The organism is Pseudomonas baetica (assembly GCF_019733355.1).
GTDB lineage: Bacteria > Pseudomonadota > Gammaproteobacteria > Pseudomonadales > Pseudomonadaceae > Aquipseudomonas > Aquipseudomonas baetica_A.
In genome coordinates, this window is the sequence record NZ_JAIHLQ010000046.1 from 14,839 (window position 1) to 34,166 (window position 19,328).

At 58.6% G+C, this 19,328-nt stretch carries 22 protein-coding genes; 8 read left to right on the forward strand and 14 right to left on the reverse strand.

Annotation, left to right across the window (positions count from 1 at the left end; translation table 11 throughout):
• Nucleotides 1–6: 6 nt before the first annotated feature.
• The 3 genes from K5E40_RS29125 to K5E40_RS29135 form a co-directional block, all read right to left on the reverse strand.
• Nucleotides 7–936: a DMT family transporter gene (locus K5E40_RS29125; protein WP_221733691.1), complete on the reverse strand. Its 930-nt coding sequence runs from the start codon at nt 934–936 to the stop codon at nt 7–9.
• Between the two features lie 267 nt (nt 937–1,203).
• A complete protein-coding gene (locus K5E40_RS29130) occupies nt 1,204–1,608 on the reverse strand; it encodes a DUF2177 family protein (RefSeq protein WP_221733692.1) in 405 nt (134 codons plus the stop codon).
• Between the two features lie 45 nt (nt 1,609–1,653).
• Nucleotides 1,654–2,490 carry a S1 RNA-binding domain-containing protein gene (locus K5E40_RS29135; RefSeq protein ID WP_221733693.1) on the reverse strand — a complete coding sequence of 279 codons (837 nt, stop codon included), beginning with the start codon at nt 2,488–2,490 and terminating at the stop codon, nt 1,654–1,656.
• A gap of 340 nt (nt 2,491–2,830) precedes the next feature.
• On the opposite strand from K5E40_RS29135, the gene K5E40_RS29140 reads away from it, so the two are divergent.
• The 3 genes from K5E40_RS29140 to K5E40_RS29150 all read left to right on the forward strand — a co-directional run bounded on the left by K5E40_RS29140 (nt 2,831) and on the right by K5E40_RS29150 (nt 4,892).
• The gene (locus K5E40_RS29140; RefSeq protein ID WP_016985943.1) at nt 2,831–3,019 is read left to right on the forward strand and encodes a hypothetical protein; all 189 of its coding nucleotides are present in this window, start codon (nt 2,831–2,833) and stop codon (nt 3,017–3,019) included.
• 209 nt (nt 3,020–3,228) lie between these two features.
• Nucleotides 3,229–3,945, forward strand: coding sequence for a TorF family putative porin (locus K5E40_RS29145; protein WP_221733694.1), 717 nt, complete (start codon nt 3,229–3,231; stop codon nt 3,943–3,945).
• A 77-nt stretch (nt 3,946–4,022) separates the two neighbouring features.
• A complete protein-coding gene (locus tag K5E40_RS29150) occupies nt 4,023–4,892 on the forward strand; it encodes a DUF6279 family lipoprotein (RefSeq protein ID WP_221733695.1) in 870 nt (289 codons plus the stop codon).
• A gap of 107 nt (nt 4,893–4,999) precedes the next feature.
• Here the strand turns inward: K5E40_RS29150 and K5E40_RS29155 are convergent, their stop codons facing one another.
• The gene (locus K5E40_RS29155; RefSeq protein ID WP_221733696.1) at nt 5,000–5,392 is read right to left on the reverse strand and encodes a transcriptional regulator; all 393 of its coding nucleotides are present in this window, start codon (nt 5,390–5,392) and stop codon (nt 5,000–5,002) included.
• 175 nt (nt 5,393–5,567) lie between these two features.
• Here K5E40_RS29155 and K5E40_RS29160 point away from each other — a divergent pair, with 175 nt between their 5' ends.
• The 4 genes from K5E40_RS29160 (at nt 5,568) to K5E40_RS29175 (ending at nt 8,329) form a co-directional block, all read left to right on the forward strand.
• The gene (locus K5E40_RS29160) at nt 5,568–6,308 is read left to right on the forward strand and encodes a thioredoxin family protein (RefSeq protein ID WP_221733697.1); all 741 of its coding nucleotides are present in this window, start codon (nt 5,568–5,570) and stop codon (nt 6,306–6,308) included.
• A gap of 269 nt (nt 6,309–6,577) precedes the next feature.
• The gene (locus K5E40_RS29165) at nt 6,578–6,853 is read left to right on the forward strand and encodes a hypothetical protein (protein WP_221733698.1); all 276 of its coding nucleotides are present in this window, start codon (nt 6,578–6,580) and stop codon (nt 6,851–6,853) included.
• A 279-nt stretch (nt 6,854–7,132) separates the two neighbouring features.
• Nucleotides 7,133–7,717 carry a papain-like cysteine protease family protein gene (locus tag K5E40_RS29170; protein WP_221733699.1) on the forward strand — a complete coding sequence of 195 codons (585 nt, stop codon included), beginning with the start codon at nt 7,133–7,135 and terminating at the stop codon, nt 7,715–7,717.
• A gap of 12 nt (nt 7,718–7,729) precedes the next feature.
• Entirely contained in the window at nt 7,730–8,329 is a 600-nt protein-coding gene (locus tag K5E40_RS29175; protein WP_221733700.1) for a hypothetical protein, read from the forward strand.
• Between the two features lie 62 nt (nt 8,330–8,391).
• Here the strand turns inward: K5E40_RS29175 and K5E40_RS29180 are convergent, their stop codons facing one another.
• On the reverse strand, nt 8,392–9,732 hold the full coding sequence (locus tag K5E40_RS29180; RefSeq protein WP_221733701.1) for a DEAD/DEAH box helicase: 1,341 nt from the start codon (nt 9,730–9,732) through the stop codon (nt 8,392–8,394).
• A gap of 190 nt (nt 9,733–9,922) precedes the next feature.
• Here K5E40_RS29180 and K5E40_RS29185 point away from each other — a divergent pair, with 190 nt between their 5' ends.
• Nucleotides 9,923–11,221, forward strand: coding sequence for a mechanosensitive ion channel family protein (locus tag K5E40_RS29185; RefSeq protein ID WP_221733702.1), 1,299 nt, complete (start codon nt 9,923–9,925; stop codon nt 11,219–11,221).
• 46 nt (nt 11,222–11,267) lie between these two features.
• Here the strand turns inward: K5E40_RS29185 and K5E40_RS29190 are convergent, their stop codons facing one another.
• From K5E40_RS29190 to K5E40_RS29230, 9 genes are all read right to left on the reverse strand, one after another.
• Complete coding sequence (locus K5E40_RS29190; protein ID WP_221733703.1) at nt 11,268–12,134, reverse strand: carboxylate/amino acid/amine transporter; 867 nt, start codon at nt 12,132–12,134, stop codon at nt 11,268–11,270.
• Between the two features lie 141 nt (nt 12,135–12,275).
• Nucleotides 12,276–12,872, reverse strand: coding sequence for a nucleotidyltransferase family protein (locus tag K5E40_RS29195; protein WP_221733704.1), 597 nt, complete (start codon nt 12,870–12,872; stop codon nt 12,276–12,278).
• Nucleotides 12,869–13,849: an XdhC family protein gene (locus K5E40_RS29200; RefSeq protein ID WP_221733705.1), complete on the reverse strand. Its 981-nt coding sequence runs from the start codon at nt 13,847–13,849 to the stop codon at nt 12,869–12,871. Before K5E40_RS29200 ends, K5E40_RS29195 begins: the two co-directional genes overlap by 4 nt.
• Nucleotides 13,849–16,170, reverse strand: a complete 2,322-nt coding sequence (locus K5E40_RS29205; protein ID WP_221733706.1) for a xanthine dehydrogenase family protein molybdopterin-binding subunit — start codon at nt 16,168–16,170, stop codon at nt 13,849–13,851. The genes K5E40_RS29200 and K5E40_RS29205 overlap by 1 nt, the downstream gene beginning before the upstream one ends.
• The gene (locus tag K5E40_RS29210) at nt 16,167–16,637 is read right to left on the reverse strand and encodes a (2Fe-2S)-binding protein (RefSeq protein ID WP_221733707.1); all 471 of its coding nucleotides are present in this window, start codon (nt 16,635–16,637) and stop codon (nt 16,167–16,169) included. The genes K5E40_RS29205 and K5E40_RS29210 overlap by 4 nt, the downstream gene beginning before the upstream one ends.
• A gap of 247 nt (nt 16,638–16,884) precedes the next feature.
• Complete coding sequence (gene murB / locus K5E40_RS29215) at nt 16,885–17,904, reverse strand: UDP-N-acetylmuramate dehydrogenase (RefSeq protein WP_221733708.1); 1,020 nt, start codon at nt 17,902–17,904, stop codon at nt 16,885–16,887.
• Nucleotides 17,901–18,365: a low molecular weight protein-tyrosine-phosphatase gene (locus K5E40_RS29220; RefSeq protein WP_221733709.1), complete on the reverse strand. Its 465-nt coding sequence runs from the start codon at nt 18,363–18,365 to the stop codon at nt 17,901–17,903. The genes murB and K5E40_RS29220 overlap by 4 nt, the downstream gene beginning before the upstream one ends.
• Nucleotides 18,365–19,129: a 3-deoxy-manno-octulosonate cytidylyltransferase gene (gene kdsB, locus K5E40_RS29225; protein ID WP_221733710.1), complete on the reverse strand. Its 765-nt coding sequence runs from the start codon at nt 19,127–19,129 to the stop codon at nt 18,365–18,367. The genes K5E40_RS29220 and kdsB overlap by 1 nt, the downstream gene beginning before the upstream one ends.
• Complete coding sequence (locus K5E40_RS29230; RefSeq protein WP_187677807.1) at nt 19,126–19,311, reverse strand: Trm112 family protein; 186 nt, start codon at nt 19,309–19,311, stop codon at nt 19,126–19,128. Before K5E40_RS29230 ends, kdsB begins: the two co-directional genes overlap by 4 nt.
• Between the last annotated feature and the right edge of the window lie 17 nt (nt 19,312–19,328).

A 19,328-nucleotide genomic window follows, 5' to 3' on the forward strand; every position in this document is an offset into this window, starting at 1 on the left:
CGACTACTACTGGCCGAGCGCTTTGCGCAAACGGCGACGCAACCACTGCTCAGCGCTGACGAAAGTGATGCCGAGCAACACCAGTACCGCGCCGATGACGAAGTTCAGGCTCAGTCGCTCGCCGAGCAGCAACACACCGAAGGTGACCCCGAACAGCGGCGTCATGAATGAGAACACCGCCAGATTCGCCGCCAGATAACGGCGCAATAGCCAGAACCACACCAGATAACTGAAGAACGACACCACCAGCCCCTGGAACAGCACACTGGCCACCGCCACGGAGGTCAGGCTGACATGGGTGATCTGGCCGCTGAACAACGCGATCAACAACAGGCCGATGAAGCCGACGATCAACTGATAGAACAGGGTCAGCGTCACCGGAGCGTCCGACAGTCGCGAGGCGCGCACCACCACGGTGGTCGCACCCCAACAGGCGCCGGCCAACACACCGAAGGCATCGCCCAGCAACATGCGACGGTCGATGTTATCCCACGACACACCGCCGGCGAAGGCCAGCGCAATGCCGATGAATGCCAACACAATCCCCAGCCACTGCAAGGGCCGCAGACGCTCACTGGCCAACAGAAAATGCACGCCCAGCGCGGTGAAGATCGGCGCGGTGTAGAGGAACACCGACATGTGCGCAGCGGTGGTCAGTTGCAAACCTTCGCTGATAAAGAAGAACTCCAGGCCGAACAGTGCACCGGCCAGCAAACCGCCGCGCCAAGTGCTGCCGACCTGATCCCAGCCACCCTTCCAGCAGATGAGCAAGCCTACAAGCAACGCGGAAATCCCTGACCGCCCCGCCGCCTGCATCACCGGCGCGATATCCGGTGCAGCCCACTTGATCATCACTTGCTGCACGCCCCAGATCAGACACAGGCCGATCATCACCTGCAAGGCAAAACGGTCGGCATTGCGCCGCTCGGCACTCACCGCAACACCTCGAACACACACAACATGGCAGCCATCCAATGGTCAAAAACAGTGCCGAGGATTATCAATCAGTCAGGCAGAAAAAGCCGTCTGAAAAAGACTCTGGAGGCGTCAGTAACGTCACCGGGGGAATGGCGGATGGCTGCGCCATCCATCGCGAGCAGGCTCGCTCCCACAGGATTCGGCGTCGAGCTCAGAATTTGCGCACGACATCGGTCCCTGTGGGAGCGGGCTTGCCCGCGAAGAGGCCGGTTCTTTCAACAAATACTACAGACCAGACCTGTCCAGTCGCTTCGCCGCCAGGAAACCAACAGTACACGCCACAGCCGTGGCAAACGTCCCCCACGCCCAATCCATCAACGTCACCTGCACCGACCACCCACGCAATGTCGCCCAATTGGTCAGGTCATACGTGCCATACGCCACGAGCCCCAACAACGCGCCCATCTTCGCTGCCCGCTGCCAACTCGATGCCGGCAACACCACAAACACCACACACCCGAAAACGTACAGGCAATAGAAAACCGCTGCCGGAACCAGCAGCGGTTTTTCGAGCATCAGGGTACCGAGCAACTCACGATAGGTCGGCGCCATCAGCAGGCCGAGCCAAATACCGTCGAGCAACAGAAACGTCACCAGCGTGGCGACATAGGCAATCAGCGCTTTTTTCATTTAACCGACCTCAAGTAAGCCCATGAAACATGGGCCACGCAAGGCTCAGGTTAGTTCAATGCGATCGGCATGAATGACGATCTTGCCTTCCTTGTACAGCGAACCGATAGCCTTCTTGAAGTTGCCTTTGCTGACGCCAAACAGGCTAGTGATCAACACCGGATCGCTCTTGTCGCTGACCGGCAATGTGCCGGCGTTCTCGCGCAACTTGGCGAGGATTTTCGAGTTCAGGCTGCTGGCCGCTTCCTGGCCAACCGGTTGCAGGCTCAGGCTGATCTTGCCGTCGGCGCGCACTTCCTTGATGAAGCCTTTCTCGATCATGCCGGCGCGCATGAACTTGAAGATTTCGTTCTTGTGGATCAAACCCCAGTGCTTGTTGTTGATGATCGCCTTGAAGCCCATATCGGTGGCTTCGGCAACCAGCAGATCAACTTCCTGGCCCTGGCTGTAGTTGGCCGGGGTCTTGTCGAGATAGCGATCCAGCCGCGCGGTGGCGGTGATACGACGGGTGTGTTTGTCGAGGTAGACGTGCACCACGCAATACTCGCCCGCCGTCATCTGACGCTTTTCTTCGGAATACGGCAGCAACAGATCCTTCGGCAGCCCCCAATCGAGGAACACACCGATGCTGTTGACTTCAACAACTTTCAGACTGGCAAATTCACCCACCTGAACTTTTGGTTTTTCTGTAGTAGCGAGAAGTTTGTCTTCGCTGTCCAGATAAACAAAAACGTTGAGCCAGTCTTCATCTTCGCTGGGAATATCTTTAGGGATATAACGGTTGGGCAAAAGAATCTCACCATCGGCACCGCCGTCCAGATATAAACCGAAGTTAGTGTGTTTAACCACTTGCAAACTGTTGTAACGCCCGACTAAAGCCATTTCCAGAACCCTCATTGCGTGGGCGGCATTCTACCCGTTTTGCCGTGAACGTTGGCCGGCAGATTCCCAGGTTTCAGTAAAATCTGCGCAAAGCCTTGATTTTCCTTGGCCCCGGATAAGCGGGTTGCCGCTCGTCAGGCCGGTTTTGCGCCTTACGGGAGAACGCCACAGCACGGCAGAATATAAATGATGTTATTTAAAACAGCAGGTTAGACGATTATTTCGAGTATTGAATCGAGCGTAATGCCGTCACGGGGCGTGTTATTCCGGGGGATATTTAACAAGCTATTGTCAAGTTATTCCTGTACGATGCCTGGCCGAGTTACTTTTCTACAGGTTAATGGCCGCCATGCGTGTAAAAGCATCCACCAGCAAAGCAAAGCCAGCTCCAGCCGTTGAAACCAGCGAATCGATCAACGATCAAATCGCCGCATTCCTCAAGTCTGGCGGCGAGATTCAGCAAATTGCCAAAGGCGTCAGCGGCCAGACGTTCGGCCCGTCCAAGCAGATCAGCCTGGGCAAGAAGTAACACCCGGTTTTACCCCCGTCCAGAGGCGCTTTGAGCTTCGAAGCGTCTGGACTGGCACCACGCAATACTCCCCCCGTTTAAAACAAACAAATACTCAAAAATCGACGAACGGCCATCAATGCCGATCATTCGCCGGTATCCTTGCACGCGTCTGGATCAAGCGTTTCAGCAGGCCCGCCGCCCTGCGCTCGCTGTTCATGGAGTGACGCATGCGCAAATCATCCTGTTTATTGCTCTCAAGCCTGATGGCTTGCACAGCTGTGCATGCGCAGGTTTTCCAGCGTGAACTTGGTGACTTCGACCTGAAACTCGACACCACACCCAGCCGCAGCATGGCCCAAGGCCTGGTCAAACCGGCGGCCGCGGGCTCGTTTCATGGCGGGCTCGACCTCAGCCACGACAGTGGCCTGTATTTCGGCCAGTACGCGCCGAGCATGGGCATCACGCCGGGCAAGAACCTCGAAATCGATTCCTATGTCGGTTTTAAACAACCTTTCGATCAAACCCTCGGCTATGAAATCGGGATGATCCACTACAGCTATCCCGAGGTAGACACACTCGACAGCCAGGAACTGTTCGGTGGCCTGACCCTGCTCGGCAGCCGTTTCGGCATCGCCCTGAGCCACGACCCGGACAAACAGAACAACACGTTGTTTGCCGATCTTGGCGGCAACCAACCGTTCGGCATCGGGGTCAGCATGAAATACACCACCCACCAACTGAATACACCGGTGGCGGTGGACGGCGGTTATGTCAGCAACTTTACCGATTGGTCGGTGAAACTGTCACGGCCGTTAATGGGCGTCGATCTCAACCTGATCTACAGCAACTCCAGCCTCAGCGGCAGCGATTGCTCGGCCTACTCCGGACACAACAGCCAGTGCGACGGCCTCGTCACACTCAAGGCCGAGCACGCATTCTATTGATCGGCTGAACTGCCGGGTTCATTGTGCGTTCACACAAGAATCAGATCCCCAAGGCTGGCTATCGCAAGGATTCGCCCATGTCTCGCTGGTTCAAACATATCGCTACCCTCTTGATCTTCACCCTTGCCCTCGGCGCCTGCAGCCGCGTCGGCCTGGCTTATCGCAACCTCGACGTGATCATCCCGTGGACGCTTAGCGACTACCTGGACATGAACGGCGAGCAGAAAGGCTGGTTCAACGAACGCCTCAAAGAACACCTGAGCTGGCACTGCAGCACGCAATTGCCAGAGTATCTGGACTGGCTCGACCGCCTGCAAACGATGGTTGAAAACAATCAGGTGACCGACACAGCGCTGCAGACACGCACGGAAGAAGCCAAGCAGGCGATTGCTCAAACCGCACGGGAAATCACTCCGTCAGCCATCGAGTTGCTGCAAGGCTTGGATGACAAACAGGTCGCGGAAATGAACGACGCATTTGCCAAGGATTTGCGTAAACGCCAGCGGGAATATTTGAACCCGCCGCTTGCCCAGCAGATCGCCGAACGCGGCGCACGCATGGTCAAACGCCTCAACGACTGGCTCGGGCCATTGAGCGTCACTCAAGAACAGCGGGTAATGGCGTGGTCGACCGCGCTGGGCGACCAGAACACCCAATGGATCGCCAACCGCGCTCACTGGCAGCAGCAGTTCAGTAACGCCGTTGCCCAGCGTAAAAGTGCCGAATTCCCACAGCGAATCGAGACACTTCTGGTCAACCGCGAGCGTTTATGGACAACGGATTACCAGAAGGCCTATGCGAACACCGAAGCGCAAGCGCGCTCGCTGGCGGTGGACCTGATGGCCGAGAGCACACCGCAGCAGCGTCAGCGGTTGCTCAAGAAAATCGAAGGGGTGCGTAAAGACTTCAATGACCTCAAATGCCTCAAGGCCGCACAAAAACCTTGAATCAGACGTCAAACCAATGTGGGCTTGCTCGCGAAGGCGGTGTATCAGACACGTAAAGGGTGAATGACACACCGCATTCGCGAGCAAGCCCGCCCCCACAAAGGCTATCAGGCAATCTGCGCTTTGGAAGCCACGTCATCAAACGTGACCGGGTCCAGCGCGTCTTCCTGTTCATCCAGCACCTGCCGTGGATGATCATTGCCGGGAATGCTGCTGTCGATCAGGCTCAGCAGGCTCGAACCACGCGGAGTCAAAATGAAGTTTTCGCCATTGCCGCCCTGATCCTCGGGCCGTGGCTCGAAATAACCGCGATCCAGCAACAACTTTTCATACTCGCAAGCCAACGTTTTCAGATGATCCAGATTCTCTACCGACTCACCTTGTGCTGCAGTCTGCGCCGCTTCCTGTTCGGCATAAGGCCGTGGCGTGAAGCTATGGCCAGCGCTGTTCTGCGCTTCATGCAGCAAGCGCTCAATCAAACCCCAGTTATAAGTCGTCATCCTGATTCAACCTCCGGTGCACGTGAATTTTGGCGCGTTCATAGGTTGTGACCCAAGCGGATCGTAGCCGTTCAGCCAAGTTTTCCCATGCGACCGACCGGCGGTCTGTCGAATTCTTCAAGGTTTAAACGACTAGTCTGAAACAGACGGTTTCAACCCCGCAGGAGAAATCATCATGAACATTGAGAATCATCCGGTGGTATCGCACGAAGAATGGCTAGCCGCCCGCCAACAACACCTCGCCCACGAAAAAGCCTTCACCAGGGAACGCGATCGCCTCAGTGCAGAACGCCGCGCATTGCCTTGGTTGAAGGTCGACAAGGACTACCGCTTTCAGGGGCCGAATGGCGAACTGAAGCTGGCTGATCTGTTTGGCAAGAACAGCCAATTGGTTGTTTATCACTTCATGTTCGCCAAGGACTGGGAGGAAGGCTGCCCAGGCTGCTCGTTTCTGAGCGATCACATTGACGGCGCCAATCTGCATCTGGCCCATCACGATATTGCAGTGGTCGCGGTTTCCCACGCCCCGTTCAACGAATTTCAGGACTTTAAACGGCGCATGGGCTGGAAGTTTGACTGGGTGTCGTCAGACGATTCCGATTTCAACTACGATTTTGGCGTATATGCCCGAGCTGAAGACGCCGAGGCCGGCAAGGCTACCTACAACTACGAAAAGACTGACAGCGCCGAGGAGGAAATGCCGGGGCTGAGCGTGTTTTACCGCGATGATAAAGGTGGGATTTTCCACACTTACTCAACGTATGCCCGTGGGCTGGACATGTTGGTGGGCGCCTACAACTACCTCGATCTGACGCCCAAGGGCAGGAATGAAGACGAGATCATGGAGTGGGTGCGGCATCATGATCGGTATGAGTCGGCAATCAAGTCTGAATGCTGTCATGGGAAAGAAGGTTGAACAAAATAGCCAAAGCGGGGGCCCATGGCCATCCGCTGTTTACTTAAAGAACAGGGCAGATTTGTTATCTGAATTGCTAATCGCTATGGCCCTGCAAGAGCGCCATTCTGATCATCGAAGATAAACAGCGATCTCAAAATAGTGACCATCCAACAGATAATTTCGACCCGATCAAGTCAATGGGTTCAGCACGTTTGTTGCGCTGAACTTTATCCCTGAAAAGCTCCTCAACCGGTTAACCCGACTTAACCGGAACGAAGGCCTACCCCATGAAAACCCTGATCAAGCTCACCCTCGCCGCCACGCTCGCCTGCGCCCTGCCCGTCTGGGCTTGCACGCCGGAAGAAGCCACCGCCAAACGCGAACAACTGGCCAAGGAAGTTGCGAAGCTCACCGAACAGAACCCGGCCAAGGCCAGGGAGATCAACGCCGAGCTGCAGAAAGTGGATCTGGGCACGGCCAGCGCCGATCTGCCGGACAAGTGCCAGTTGATCGATCAGCGCTTGAAAGAGCTGGATTCGGCCGAGAAGAAAACCGAGGGTTAATCACCGCAGAATCAAAAGATCGTCCGATCGCGGCCCGAGCCTTCGGCAGCGCCTACACCGATCCCTGTAGGAGCTGCCGAAGGCTGCGATCTTTTGACCCTGAAAATGCATCAATGCATTTATTTACTTGCATAAACGCATACTCGAACTAAGATTACCTCGAGCAAGGAGATCGGCACCGTTCATCGCAGATGAAAACCTTTAACCACCGATCGCTCGGCAACACCGCTACAACCACACAAGCTGGACGCTTGTTTTCACTCATGGAGGATTGAAAAAATGTTAACCAATGAAGCAACCCGATTCACCGGCGAAACGCTGCCAAGGTGCTTGAGCGGCCATCTGCTTGACCCGCAACTGGTCGAAGTCGAAGCGGCTGAACAGATCAACGCCCTCGCCACTGGAAGCCTCAATTTCAGCATGCAGAAACAGACCCAGACCAACTGGTGCTGGGCGGCCGTTTCCGCTTCGGTCGGCAACTATTACGGCACCGGGTCCTGGACCCAGTGCGGTGTCGCCAGTTCGGAACTGAATCGCAACTGCTGCAATCAGCCGGGGCCGTGCAACGTTTACGGCTATCTGGATTCCGCCCTGCGCACCACGCGCAGTTACAACGGCATGAATCAAGGCTCGCTGCAGATGTCGGCCATTCAGAACCAGATCAACATGGGCCGTCCGGTCGGCCTGCGCTGTGCCTGGTACGGCGGCGGTGCGCACTTCCTGACGATCTATGGCACCAACGGCAACTACGTGCTGGTCGCCGACTCGATCTATGGCTATTCGACCCGTGCGTTGAACGCTTTCCCCGGTTCGTATAACGGCGGCGGCAACTGGACCCACACTTACTTCACCGCCAAAAACTAGGAGGGCGACATCATGCAACTGACTTATCCAAAGGCGCCTTCCAACGGCGTTCAGACACTGCGTCCGGCGCTGCAAGCCGCACTGCAAAACCAAGGCTTCGGCGCCAATCGCCAGTTTGCCAATGCAGCACCTGCGAAAATCAGCCTCAGCGAAGCCTATCGCGGCTACTCATTGAGTCTGGATGACCTGAGCACCGGCAAAGGGCTGAAAGACGCCAAGGTGGGCGACTGGCATTACTTGGTGTTCGCCGATGGCGTGACGATTGCCGATGCGCAACTGGCCGATGTACGCGGTCACGTCGAGTTCGCCTCGTTGAACCACGGGACGCTCGCCGCCGCGACTGTCGGAGCGCTGAAACTGGCCGAACAGTCACCACAACTGCAGGGTAAAACCGTTGAGCTGCGGGTGTTGTTTGTTTCAGCGCTGCACGTTGTGGCGATCTGGCTGCACGCCGACGGTGAAGATGTGCTGATTCCAATCGATCCAACGCCCAAAGAACTGGCGGGCACCCGGTTGTACAGCGAGGCGGCGCTGCTCGCCCTGCTGAAGCCGGCCGCTGACACGGCAAAGCAACGTTTTGATGCCGACACCAGCGGGCAGCTCGGGAGCTGACAAATCCCGGCCGTAAAAAAACCCGGACACTGTCCGGGTTTTTTGTGTGCGCCTGAAACGACTTACTCAGCCGCTGGCTCTGCCGCCTTGCGGCGCTTGAGCGGGGCCATGCCGTCGCTGCTCACCAGAGAGTCCGGCTTCGGACGATTGACGCTCTTGCGCTTGGTCGGCGTCTTGGCGGCAGTTTTCTTCTTGTCGCCCTTGGCGTCGGTCTTTTTCTTCTTCACGCCAACCGCTTTACCCGAGGCCTTGACCTTTTTCGGTCCGCCGTAGGTGCCTTTGACTTCCTTGACGGTGCGGCGCTCGAAGCTCTGCTTCAGATAACGCTCGATGCTCGACATCAGGTTCCAGTCGCCATGGCAGATCAGCGAGATCGCCAGACCGTCGTTACCGGCACGACCGGTACGACCAATGCGGTGTACGTATTCGTCGCCGCTGCGTGGCATGTCGAAGTTGATCACCATATCCAGACCATCGACATCCAGACCACGGGCCGCGACGTCGGTCGCTACCAGAATCTTCACCCCGCCCTGCTTCAGACGATCGATCGCCAGTTTGCGATCCTTCTGGTCTTTCTCGCCGTGCAGCACGAACGCCTTGTATTCCTGAGCCACCAGACGACCATAGATGCGGTCGGCCATGGCGCGGGTGTTGGTGAAGATGATTGCTTTCTGATAGGTCTCGTTGGCCAGCAGCCAGTTCACGATCTGTTCTTTGTGCTGGTTGTGGTCAGCGGTGATGATCTGCTGACGGGTCGTCGAGTTCAGTTGGCTGACCGCGTTGAGCTGCAAGTGCTCAGGGTTGTTCAGCACCTTGGCGATCATCTCGCGCAGGCCGGAGCCGCCGGTGGTGGCGGAGAACAGCATGGTCTGCTGACGGTTCGGGCATTCATCGACCAGACGCTGCACGTCTTCGGCAAAACCCATGTCGAGCATGCGGTCGGCTTCGTCGAGAACCAGCACTTCAACTTCTTTCAGATCGAGGTTGCCGGCGTTGAGTTGCTCGATCATCCGGCCTGGGGTGCCGATGAGGATGTCCGGCACCTTGCGCAGCATGGCGGCCTGCACCTTGAAGTCTTCACCGCCGGTGATCAGGCCGGACTTGATGAAGGTGAACTGCGAAAAACGCTCAACTTCTTTCAGGGTTTGCTGGGCCAGTTCACGGGTCGGCAGCAGGATCAGCGTTTTGATGCTGACGCGGACCTTGGCCGGGCCGATCAGGCGGTTGAGGATCGGCAGTACGAAAGCGGCGGTCTTGCCGCTACCGGTTTGCGCCGTCACCCGCAGGTCACGCCCCTGGAGCGCCAGCGGAATGGCCGCGGCTTGCACAGGCGTTGGCTCGACAAATTTCAGCTCGGCCACGGCTTTGAGCAGGCGTTCGTGCAGGGCGAATTGGGAAAACACGGGTGCTACCTCGAAGATATGCAAAAAAACAGCTGCATAGGTTACCGGTTTCGAGCGCTCAGGCCGAGTTTCTTTATACAAACGGTGCTAATCAGTGGTTTTTTGTTGCCTGATTTGTCTCTTACGGTAATACACAGCGTCTTAAATGCTCTAATCGCCCATCGCGTCTTACAGAAGAATCGTTTCTCTTATGGATTTCAAACAGCTCTGGCTCAACGCCCAGGACCTCTGGGGCACCCTGGAACAGCATCCACTCTTGCAGGCCGGCCTGGCTTTGGCAGTGTTGCTGGTGATCGCGCTGGTACTCGGACGAGTGGCGCGCTACCTGATCCTGCACGCCAGCCGTATGCTCGGCCGCCAGCCTTCGCTGCACTGGATCAATGATTTTCGCCATAACAAGGTGTTTCAGCGTCTGGCGCAAATGACGCCATCGCTGGTCATCCAGTTCGGCCTGCATCTGGTGCCCGAACTGAGTGACACCGCCATGACCTTTCTGGGCAACGTGGCGCTGGCGTTCACCATCCTGTTCCTGTTGCTGTCGGTCACCGCCCTGCTCAACGCCTTGCTCGACATCTATGCACGCACCGAACACGCCCGTACTCGCTCGATCAAGGGCTATGTGCAACTGGCGAAAATGGTCTTGTACGTGTTTGGCGCAATCATCATCGTCGCCACCCTGATCGACCGTTCGCCACTGTTGCTGCTCTCGGGTCTGGGCGCGATGTCGGCGGTGATTCTGTTGGTCTACAAGGACACGCTGCTGTCGTTCGTCGCCAGCGTGCAGTTGACCAGCAACGACATGCTGCGGGTCGGCGACTGGATCGAGATGCCACAAGTCGGTGCCGATGGCGACGTGGTCGACATCACCCTGCACACGGTCAAGGTGCAGAACTTCGACAAGACTATTGTCTCGATCCCGACCTGGCGCCTGATGTCCGAGTCGTTCAAAAACTGGCGCGGCATGCAGCAGTCTGGCGGGCGGCGGATCAAACGCAGCCTGTTCATCGACGCCAGCGGTGTGCGTTTCATTCGCGATGATGAAGAAGAGAAGCTGAGCCAGGTACATCTGCTGACCGACTACATGGGCCGCAAGAAAGCCGAGCTCAAGGCGTGGAACCAAGCCCAGGGCAATGTCGCGGCGATGTCCGCCAATCGTCGACGCATGACCAACCTTGGAACGTTCCGCGCTTATGCGCTGGCGTATCTGAAAAGCCACGCAGAGATCCAGCCGAACATGACCTGCATGGTCCGTCAGATGCAGACCACGGCTCAAGGCATTCCCCTGGAAATCTACTGTTTCACCCGCACCACGGCGTGGGCCGATTACGAGCGGATTCAGGGGGATATTTTTGACTATCTGCTGGCGGTGTTGCCGGAGTTCGGCCTGAGCCTGTATCAGCAGCCAAGCGGCGGGGATCTGCGGACGGGGTTGCTGCCGGCGGTGTTGGGTGCAAGCCACATTCCCGAAGCCCAGAAACACTTGATGTAACACCGCGAACCAAAAACGGTGGGAGCGGGCTCGCTCCCACAGTGGGTTATGCGCTGGCCAGTGGTTTGCGGATACCCAACCGGCTGATCCACACTGCCGCCAGAATCACACTCGCGCCGAGGAACAATCTTCCAAGCTCCTCATGCTGATTCCAGATCAGCAGATTCAGCAGCAAGCCCAACGGTACATGCAGGTTGTTCATCACCGCCAAAGTCCCGCCGTTGACCATGCAGGCGCCCTTGTTCCACCAGTACATGCCCAACGCGGTCGAGACCAGACCGAGGAACAGCAACACCCCCCATTGCAGCGGCGCTTCAGGCAAGAAGTTGGCTTTGCCGAACATCAGGAACGCTGGCAACACCACCGCCAGCGCACCGAGATAGAAGAAGCCGAAGCGCCGGTAATGCGGCAGATCGCTGGGGTGTTTTGCCACCAGATGCTTGTACAGCACCTGCCCGGCGGCGTAGGTGAAGTTGGCCAGTTGCAGCAGCAGGAAGCCCATGAAGAAGTCCGGGTTGATCCGGTCGAAACGAATCACCGCCGCGCCGCCCACCGCCACCAGTGCGGCGACCAGCGCCCATGGGTTGAAGCGGCGATTCAGCGCATCTTCGATCAGCGTTACGTGCAACGGCGTGAGGATGGTGAACAGCAACACCTCCGGCACCGTCAGCACCCGGAAGCTCAGGTACAGGCAAACGTAGGTCACACCGAACTGCAAGGCGCCGATCAGCAGCATGCCGCGCATGAACGCCGGTTCTACCGAGCGCCAGCGGGTCAGCGGGATGAACACCAGCCCGGCCAGCACCACACGCACCAGCACCGCGAAGTAGCTGTCGACATGACCGGCCAGGTATTCACCGATCAGACTGAAAGAAAACGCCTGGATCAGCGTGACAAAAAGTAGATAGCCCATGCTCGCCTCTGTTTCGAATGGCGGCGACGATAGCGGGTTTTGTCGTGAAACGGATAAATCGCAGGCAAAAAAACCTCGAAAGAAATGCCTGGTCAGTCCCCTCGCCTTCCGGGAGAGGGCTATCAAGAACCTCCAACGAACTCAAGGTTGAGCAAAGACCAAGGCCTGCGGCACATCGATGTCCCAAAGCACCCCGGGATCCTCCACCACCACTTCCACCACCCGTCCCTGCTTGAACAAAGGTCTGGCGCCGCGCTCACCGGACAACGCCTGCAACCGCCCCCCCAACGAACGACCGAACCCTACTGGATGCCCAAACTCGCCATCCAGCACCGGCACACTCACCGCATCATCGGCCATTGCCGCGGCGACCCGCTCGATACTCGACGGCAAGATAAACGGCATATCCCCCAGCACGATCAGCCAGCCATCCACATCCGGACACGCCGCCACACCCGCTGCAATGCTGTCGCCCATCCCGGTTGATGCAATTGACACCACCTCGCAGCCATAAGCCTGCGCCATGCGCATTGCCTGCGGCCGCGCTTCAGTCGTCACAAGGATTCGTTTGTCGAGACTGGCCGGCAGATTGACCAAGACCTGCTCGATCACCGAACGCAAGGCGCCATCACGTGCGGCGCAATCAGCCAGTAATTTATCCTTGTCGGCGCCCGCCACTTCGCGAAAGCGACGGCCCTCGCCCGCTGCCAGCACAATCACAGCAATGGATCGACTCATGCGCCCTCCACTGCCCTTTTCTGTTTCAGCTCGACGCCGTTTTTGATCGCGACGATTTCTGCCAGCAAGGACAAAGCAATTTCCGCCGGCGAATGACTGCCGATGTGCAGCCCGATCGGACCGTGCAATCGACTGATGGCCTGTGCCGACAAGCCTAGCTGGGCCAGATTTTCCCGACGCTTCTGGCTGTTGACCCGCGAGCCCAGCGCGCCGACGTAAAAGGCCCGCGAATCGAGCGCAGTGAGCAGCGCCATATCATCCAGGCGTGGATCGTGAGTCAGCGCGACAATTGCCGTGCGTTCGTCGGTCTGAATGCTCAACACCGCATCATCCGGCATGCCGGGGACGAAACGACCGTGATGCTCTTCCCAGCCATAGACGAACTCGGTGCGCGGATCGCAGATCAAGACCTCGAAATCCAGCAACCGCGCCATGTCCGCGACGTAACGCGACAATTGTCCGGCACCGATCAACAGCAGACGCCAACGCGGACCATAGATGGCACGCAGTTTTTTGCCGTCGAAGAGCAGCGAATCAGACTGGCTGGCTGGCGACAACACCACTTCACCCGTGTCGATATTCAGCTCACGCGCCACAATCTCGTGGGCTTCGCAACGTGCGAGCAATTCGGCCACCCACGCCGGATCGCCGACGCGCTCTTCAGTCAGACGCAACGTGCCACCGCAAGGCAAGCCGAAGCGCGCCGCTTCTTCACGGGTAACGCCGTAAGTGATCAATTGCACGGGCGGCCCGTCGGTAGCGATGCGTCCGTCGTGCAGACGGGCGATCAAGTCATCCTCGACACACCCACCCGACACCGAGCCGATCACCACGCCATCTTCGCGCAACGCCAACATCGCGCCAGGAGCCCGGGGCGCGGTGCCCCAGGTCTGCACCACGCTGAACAGCACCACCCTCTGCCCGGCGCGGCGCCATTCGAGCACGCTGCGCAGGACGTTCAGGTCGACGCTGTCCATCACGCTTTCGCCTTCTGCCAGCCCTGCAACTGATAACGCACTGGCAGGTTCCGGATACGTTGGCCCGTCGCCGCAAAAATCGCGTTGCACAACGCCGGCGCGATAGGTGGCACACCCGGCTCACCGACGCCGCCCAATGGCACATCGCCCGGCGGCGTCACCAGATGCACCGCGACTTCCTTGGGCGCCAGCGACATACGCGCCACTTCATACATGTGGAAGTTGTCTTGCTGAACCTTACCGTCCTTGAAGCTGATTTCACCCAGCACCGCGTTCCCCAGGCCCATGACACACGCGCCCTCGAACTGCGACCGAATGCGTTCAGGGTTGATCTGCGGCCCGCAATCCACAGCGATGTCAGCCTTGTGCACGATCAGCGTGCCGTCATCCTTGACCTCGACTTCAATCACCGCCGCCACGTAAGTCACGAAGCTGTAATGCACCGCCAATCCCAGACCACGGCCCTTGGGCAATTTCCGCCCCCAACCGGCCGCCTTGGCTGCGGTTTCCAGCACGGTGCGCATGCGCCCGGTGTCGATCGGATAGCGCTCAGGTGATTCGCCGTAATTCCACTCTTCACTCAACGTGCGCGGGTCGATCTGCCGATCCGGGCCAAGCAGCTTGATCTGGTACTTGAGCGGATCCTCACCGGCCTTGTGCGCCAGTTCGTCGACAAAGCTCTGGATCGCGAAACCATGGGGAATGTTCGACACCGAGCGATACCAGCCAACCCGCGTATGCACCGTGGCTTCGGGGTTTTCCAGACGCACATTGGGAATCGCATAAGCCATGTTGGTGAAGCCCATGCCCAACTCGAACGCCGCTTCATGATTCATGCCCGGCGCGAACAGCGCGGTAATGCTTGGCGCCACGGTGCGGTGCAACCAGCCGGACGGCATGCCGTCCTTATCGACGCCAGCCTTCAGGTATTCAGCGGACACGGTGTGGAAGTAAGAATTGTGAACGTCATCTTCGCGCGTCCACTGTACCCGCACGGCTTTGCCGGGGAATTGCTTGGCGAGGATTGCCGCTTCGATGACAAAGTCGGGTTTCGACTTGCGACCGAAACCGCCGCCGAGCAAGGTGACATTAACGGTCACGTTGTCGAAAGGCAGCCCTAAACGCTCGCTGATTCGCTCACGGGTAACCTGCGGTGCCTGACTCGGCGCCCAGGCTTCGCAGAGGCCGTCCTTGAAGCGGGCAATCGCGACCATCGGCTCCATCGGCGCTTGCGCCAGATGCGGCAAATAGTAAGAGGCCTGGAGGGTGCTCGCGGCGCCGCTCATGGCTTTGTCGATATCGCCAGTGTTGCGCACCACTTTGCCGGGTTTCAGCGACGCGGCTTCCAGTTCCTTGCGGTAGGCAACCGAGTCGTAACTGGCGTTCGGGCCGTCATCCCACTCGATCTTCAGCGCCTCGCGCCCCTTGATCGCCGCCCACGTGTTACTGGCGACCACCGCGACTCCGCCCAACGGCTGGAACTCCGAGGGCAACGGACGACTTTCGATCTGAATCACTTTAAGCACGCCGGGGACCTTCAGCGCGGCGCTGTCATCCAGCGATTTGACCTTGCCGCCATACACCGCTGGCCGGGCAATGGTGGCGTACAACATGCCATCGAAATGCACATCGGCGCCGTACACCGCGCGCCCCTTGACGATGTCATCACCGTCGATGGCTTTGGTGCCCTCCTTCCCGATGTAGCGAAATTCGGACGGCTGCTTGAGGCGCAGACTGTCACGCGCCGGCACCGCCAACGCACTGGCCGCAGCGGCAAGTTCGCCATAGCCCAGCTCACGGCCGGACGGTTTATGCAGCACTTTGTGCAACTGTGCGTGACACTCGCCAACCGGCACTTTCCACTGCTCGGCCGCCGCTTGTTCCAGCATCGTCCGGGCTGCCGCGCCGCAGCGTCGCATCGGTTCATACCAGTGGCGCATGCTGCGCGAACCGTCAGTGTCCTGGTTACCGAAACGCACTTCATCGCCCGGTGCCTGCTGGACTTTGACGTGAGCCCAATCGGCCTCCAACTCGTCGGCCACCACCATGGTCAGACTGGTACGCACGCCCTGGCCCATCTCGGAACGGTTGCAGACCACGGTTACGGTGCCATCAGCGGCGATGCTGACGTAAACCTTCGGATCGTCGATCCAGCCGTTGGGCATGCCGTCGGCGCCGAACTTCTTCGGTTTGTCCTCAGCCAACGCATCCTGCCAACCCCAACTCGCTGCCAACACCAGTGCACCGGTGGCGGTGGCGCCTTTGAGAAAACCGCGACGGCTGAGATTGCTCAGGGCGAAATCATGGGGTAGACGACTCATGCCTTGGCCTCCTTCAAATGAGTGGAAGCCTGACGGATCGCGGTTTTGATTCGGTTGTAAGTGCCACAGCGGCAAATATTGCCAACCATCGCTTCTTCGATCTGTTGGTCGCTCGGGTTCGGGTTGGTTTTCAGCAATGCAGTGGCCGACATGATCTGCCCGCCCTGACAAAAACCACACTGGGCCACGGCGCTGTCGAGCCAGGCTTGCTGGACGACTTGCCCGACCGGATCAGCGTGCAGGTTGTCGATGGTCGTAACGTTCTGCCCGACGACCGAGCCGATCGGCGTGATGCAACTGCGTGCCGGCAAGCCGTCGATATGTATCGTGCATGCGCCACACAAGCCCATGCCGCAGCCGAACTTGGTGCCGTTGTAACCGGCGACGTCGCGAATGGCCCAGAGCAGGGGCATGTCTTCGGTGACATCAAGGGAATGGTCTTGGCCATTAAGTTTCAGGGTAATCATGGGCACGCCCGCATATTCATGGAGGTTATGGGGTCGAGCAATCTGCTGCCGAAAAAGCAACGGTGGGTTCACGCAGATCGACTCAGGCTAATGAGGCTCTCTTGTGCCGACGGGAACGCCTGCACCGGGCCTTTGATGGAGCAAATGGCTGGTATCGTTAGCTCGCTAAGTTAACCCAACGTTAACAAAAAAGCCCTGCACTTTTTAATCGGTGCAGGGCTTCGGATGGTGTTCGGCAAGCGTAGCCTCAATAACGATTGGGCTCCATTTCCAGCTCGACATTGAAACGCTCGGCAATATCTTTCTGGATACGTTGCGCCAGATCGAGCAATTGCAGGCCGGTCGCTGCCCCGTAATTGACCAACACCAGCGCCTGCAATTTATGCACGCCGGCATCGGCCTCACGGAAACCTTTCCAGCCTGCGCGCTCGATCAGCCAACCGGCCGCCAGCTTCATCTGCCCGTCAGGCTGCGCGTACGCCACCAGATCCGGATGCTGCTCCTTGATCTGCGACACCTGCGCCGCCGACACCAGCGGGTTCTTGAAGAAGCTGCCAGCATTGCCGAGCACTGCCGGGTCCGGCAGTTTTTCGCTGCGAATGCTGCAAATGGCGCGGCTGACGTCGGTGGGCGTCGGCTGTTCGATGCCCTGTTCGGTCAAGCGCTGACGCACCGGGCCGTACTCCAGGTGCAGATGTGCCACGCGATCGAGTCTGAAGCGCACCCGCAGAATCAGCCAACGCCCCAGCTCCTGTTTGAACAGGCTGTCGCGGTAGGCGAAGTTGCATTCTTCCAGGGTGAAATCGCGCAGCTCGCCGCTCTGACGATCCAGCGCGGTGAGCCCGGCAAACACATCCTTGATCTCGACACCGTAGGCACCGATGTTCTGCATTGGCGCTGCACCAACGGTGCCGGGAATCAGGCTGAGGTTTTCCAGTCCGGAGAAACCCTGTGCCAAGGTGTGTTGCACAAACGCATGCCACGGTTCGCCCGCTTCGGCTTCAATCACCACACGGTTGCCGTCATCACTGATCACGCGGATACCGCGTGTGGCCATGCGCAGCACCAGCGCCGCAATGTCAGCGGTCAGCAGCAAGTTACTGCCGCCACCGATCACCAGCAACGGCACCTGGTGAGCAGCGGCATAGCTCAGCGCCTCACGCACATCGGCGTCGCTGTGGGCTTCGGCATACAGTTGCGCCCGCACATCAACGCCAAAGCTGTTGAACGGTTTAAGGGAAACCCGGGGTTGCACCTGCAAACTCATAAACGGCCCTTCACTTCGATCAACAACTGGTCACAAGCCGCCTCGATCAGGTCCAGCACCTGCTCAAAACCTTGATCACCGTCGTAATACGGATCTGGCACTTCATCGACCACACCGGCATAACGACGCAGGAACAGATCCAGTTCGGCTTTGCCGGTAGACGGTTGCAACGCCTTGAGATTGCGCAGATTGCTGTTATCCATGGCCAGGATCAGGTCGTAACTGGCGAAATCGGCACGGCTGACCTGTTGCGCGCGCTGCGCCGACAGGTCATAGCCACGCACTTTGGCCGCGGCCTGGCTGCGCTTGTCCGGCGGGTTGCCGACGTGCCAGTCACCGGTACCGGCAGAAGCCACTTCAACCTGATCCGCCAACCCGGCCTCACGCAGTTTGCGGCGCAGCACGCCTTCGGCAGTCGGTGACCGGCAAATGTTGCCCAGGCACACAAACAGAACACGCATCAGGCCTCCAGCAGGCGACGAACGCGCTCGAGGTCTTCGGCGGTATCGACACCGGTCGGCGGCGCGATCAGAGCGTCAGCCACATGAATACGCACGCCATGCCACAAGGCACGCAGTTGCTCGAGGGATTCGGTGTTTTCCAGCCAGCACGGCCCCCAACTCACGAAGTCCTGCAAGAAACCAGCACGGTAGGCATAAATGCCGATGTGGCGACGGTACGGCACGCCTTCGGGCAGTTGCTCGCGGCTCTTGGCGAAGGCATCGCGGGCCCACGGCAAGGTGGCACGGCTGAACGTCAGCGCCAGGCCGTTGAGGTCGCTGACGACCTTGACCACGTTCGGGTTGAACAGGGTTTCCACGTCCTCGATGGGCTCGGCCAACGTGGCCATCCGCGCTTCGGTGTGGGCCGCAAGATTGGCGGCAACCTGATCGATCACGCTCGGTGGAATCAGCGGCTCATCGCCTTGCACGTTGACCACGATCGCGTCGGGTTCAAGCCCCAGTTTCGCCGCGACCTCAGCCAGACGATCGGTGCCGGAGTTGTGATCTTCACGGGTCAAAACCACTTCGGCGCCAAACCCTTTGCACGCCTCAACGATGCGCGCATCGTCCGTTGCGACCACCACGCGGGTGGCGCTGCTTTTGCTCGCCTGTTCCCAGACGTGCTGGATCATCGGTTTGCCGGCAATCAACAGCAGCGGTTTGCCCGGCAACCGAGTGGAGGCGTATCGCGACGGGATGACAACGGTGAAGGCTGTGGTCATTTATCCAGGCGCTCGTCGGTGGTCAAGGTGCGGGCTTCGGTCTCGAGCATCACCGGGATGCCGTCGCGGATCGGGTATGCCAGACCGGCGCCCTTGCTGATCAGCTCGGTTTTGTCGGCGCTGAGCTTGAGCGGGCCTTTGCAGATAGGGCACGCGAGGATGTCGAGCAATTTGGTGTCCATGAACATTCCCTGGATAA

What these genes read in the sequence shown, in the direction of transcription:
- murB (WP_221733708.1), bottom strand. Translation starts at nt 17,904, where the DNA reads ATGAGTTTGCAGGTGCAACCCCGGGTTTCCCTTAAACCGTTCAACAGC.
- K5E40_RS29210 (WP_221733707.1), bottom strand. Translation starts at nt 16,637, where the DNA reads ATGATTACCCTGAAACTTAATGGCCAAGACCATTCCCTTGATGTCACC.
- K5E40_RS29155 (WP_221733696.1), bottom strand. Translation starts at nt 5,392, where the DNA reads ATGACGACTTATAACTGGGGTTTGATTGAGCGCTTGCTGCATGAAGCG.
- kdsB (WP_221733710.1), bottom strand. Translation starts at nt 19,129, where the DNA reads ATGACCACAGCCTTCACCGTTGTCATCCCGTCGCGATACGCCTCCACT.
- K5E40_RS29200 (WP_221733705.1), bottom strand. Translation starts at nt 13,849, where the DNA reads ATGGACAGCGTCGACCTGAACGTCCTGCGCAGCGTGCTCGAATGGCGC.
- K5E40_RS29135 (WP_221733693.1), bottom strand. Translation starts at nt 2,490, where the DNA reads ATGGCTTTAGTCGGGCGTTACAACAGTTTGCAAGTGGTTAAACACACT.
- K5E40_RS29185 (WP_221733702.1), top strand. Translation starts at nt 9,923, where the DNA reads ATGGATTTCAAACAGCTCTGGCTCAACGCCCAGGACCTCTGGGGCACC.
- K5E40_RS29170 (WP_221733699.1), top strand. Translation starts at nt 7,133, where the DNA reads ATGTTAACCAATGAAGCAACCCGATTCACCGGCGAAACGCTGCCAAGG.
- K5E40_RS29165 (WP_221733698.1), top strand. Translation starts at nt 6,578, where the DNA reads ATGAAAACCCTGATCAAGCTCACCCTCGCCGCCACGCTCGCCTGCGCC.
- K5E40_RS29190 (WP_221733703.1), bottom strand. Translation starts at nt 12,134, where the DNA reads ATGGGCTATCTACTTTTTGTCACGCTGATCCAGGCGTTTTCTTTCAGT.
- K5E40_RS29145 (WP_221733694.1), top strand. Translation starts at nt 3,229, where the DNA reads ATGCGCAAATCATCCTGTTTATTGCTCTCAAGCCTGATGGCTTGCACA.
- K5E40_RS29175 (WP_221733700.1), top strand. Translation starts at nt 7,730, where the DNA reads ATGCAACTGACTTATCCAAAGGCGCCTTCCAACGGCGTTCAGACACTG.
- K5E40_RS29205 (WP_221733706.1), bottom strand. Translation starts at nt 16,170, where the DNA reads ATGAGTCGTCTACCCCATGATTTCGCCCTGAGCAATCTCAGCCGTCGC.
- K5E40_RS29220 (WP_221733709.1), bottom strand. Translation starts at nt 18,365, where the DNA reads ATGCGTGTTCTGTTTGTGTGCCTGGGCAACATTTGCCGGTCACCGACT.
- K5E40_RS29160 (WP_221733697.1), top strand. Translation starts at nt 5,568, where the DNA reads ATGAACATTGAGAATCATCCGGTGGTATCGCACGAAGAATGGCTAGCC.
- K5E40_RS29195 (WP_221733704.1), bottom strand. Translation starts at nt 12,872, where the DNA reads ATGAGTCGATCCATTGCTGTGATTGTGCTGGCAGCGGGCGAGGGCCGT.
- K5E40_RS29140 (WP_016985943.1), top strand. Translation starts at nt 2,831, where the DNA reads ATGGCCGCCATGCGTGTAAAAGCATCCACCAGCAAAGCAAAGCCAGCT.
- K5E40_RS29230 (WP_187677807.1), bottom strand. Translation starts at nt 19,311, where the DNA reads ATGGACACCAAATTGCTCGACATCCTCGCGTGCCCTATCTGCAAAGGC.
- K5E40_RS29150 (WP_221733695.1), top strand. Translation starts at nt 4,023, where the DNA reads ATGTCTCGCTGGTTCAAACATATCGCTACCCTCTTGATCTTCACCCTT.
- K5E40_RS29130 (WP_221733692.1), bottom strand. Translation starts at nt 1,608, where the DNA reads ATGAAAAAAGCGCTGATTGCCTATGTCGCCACGCTGGTGACGTTTCTG.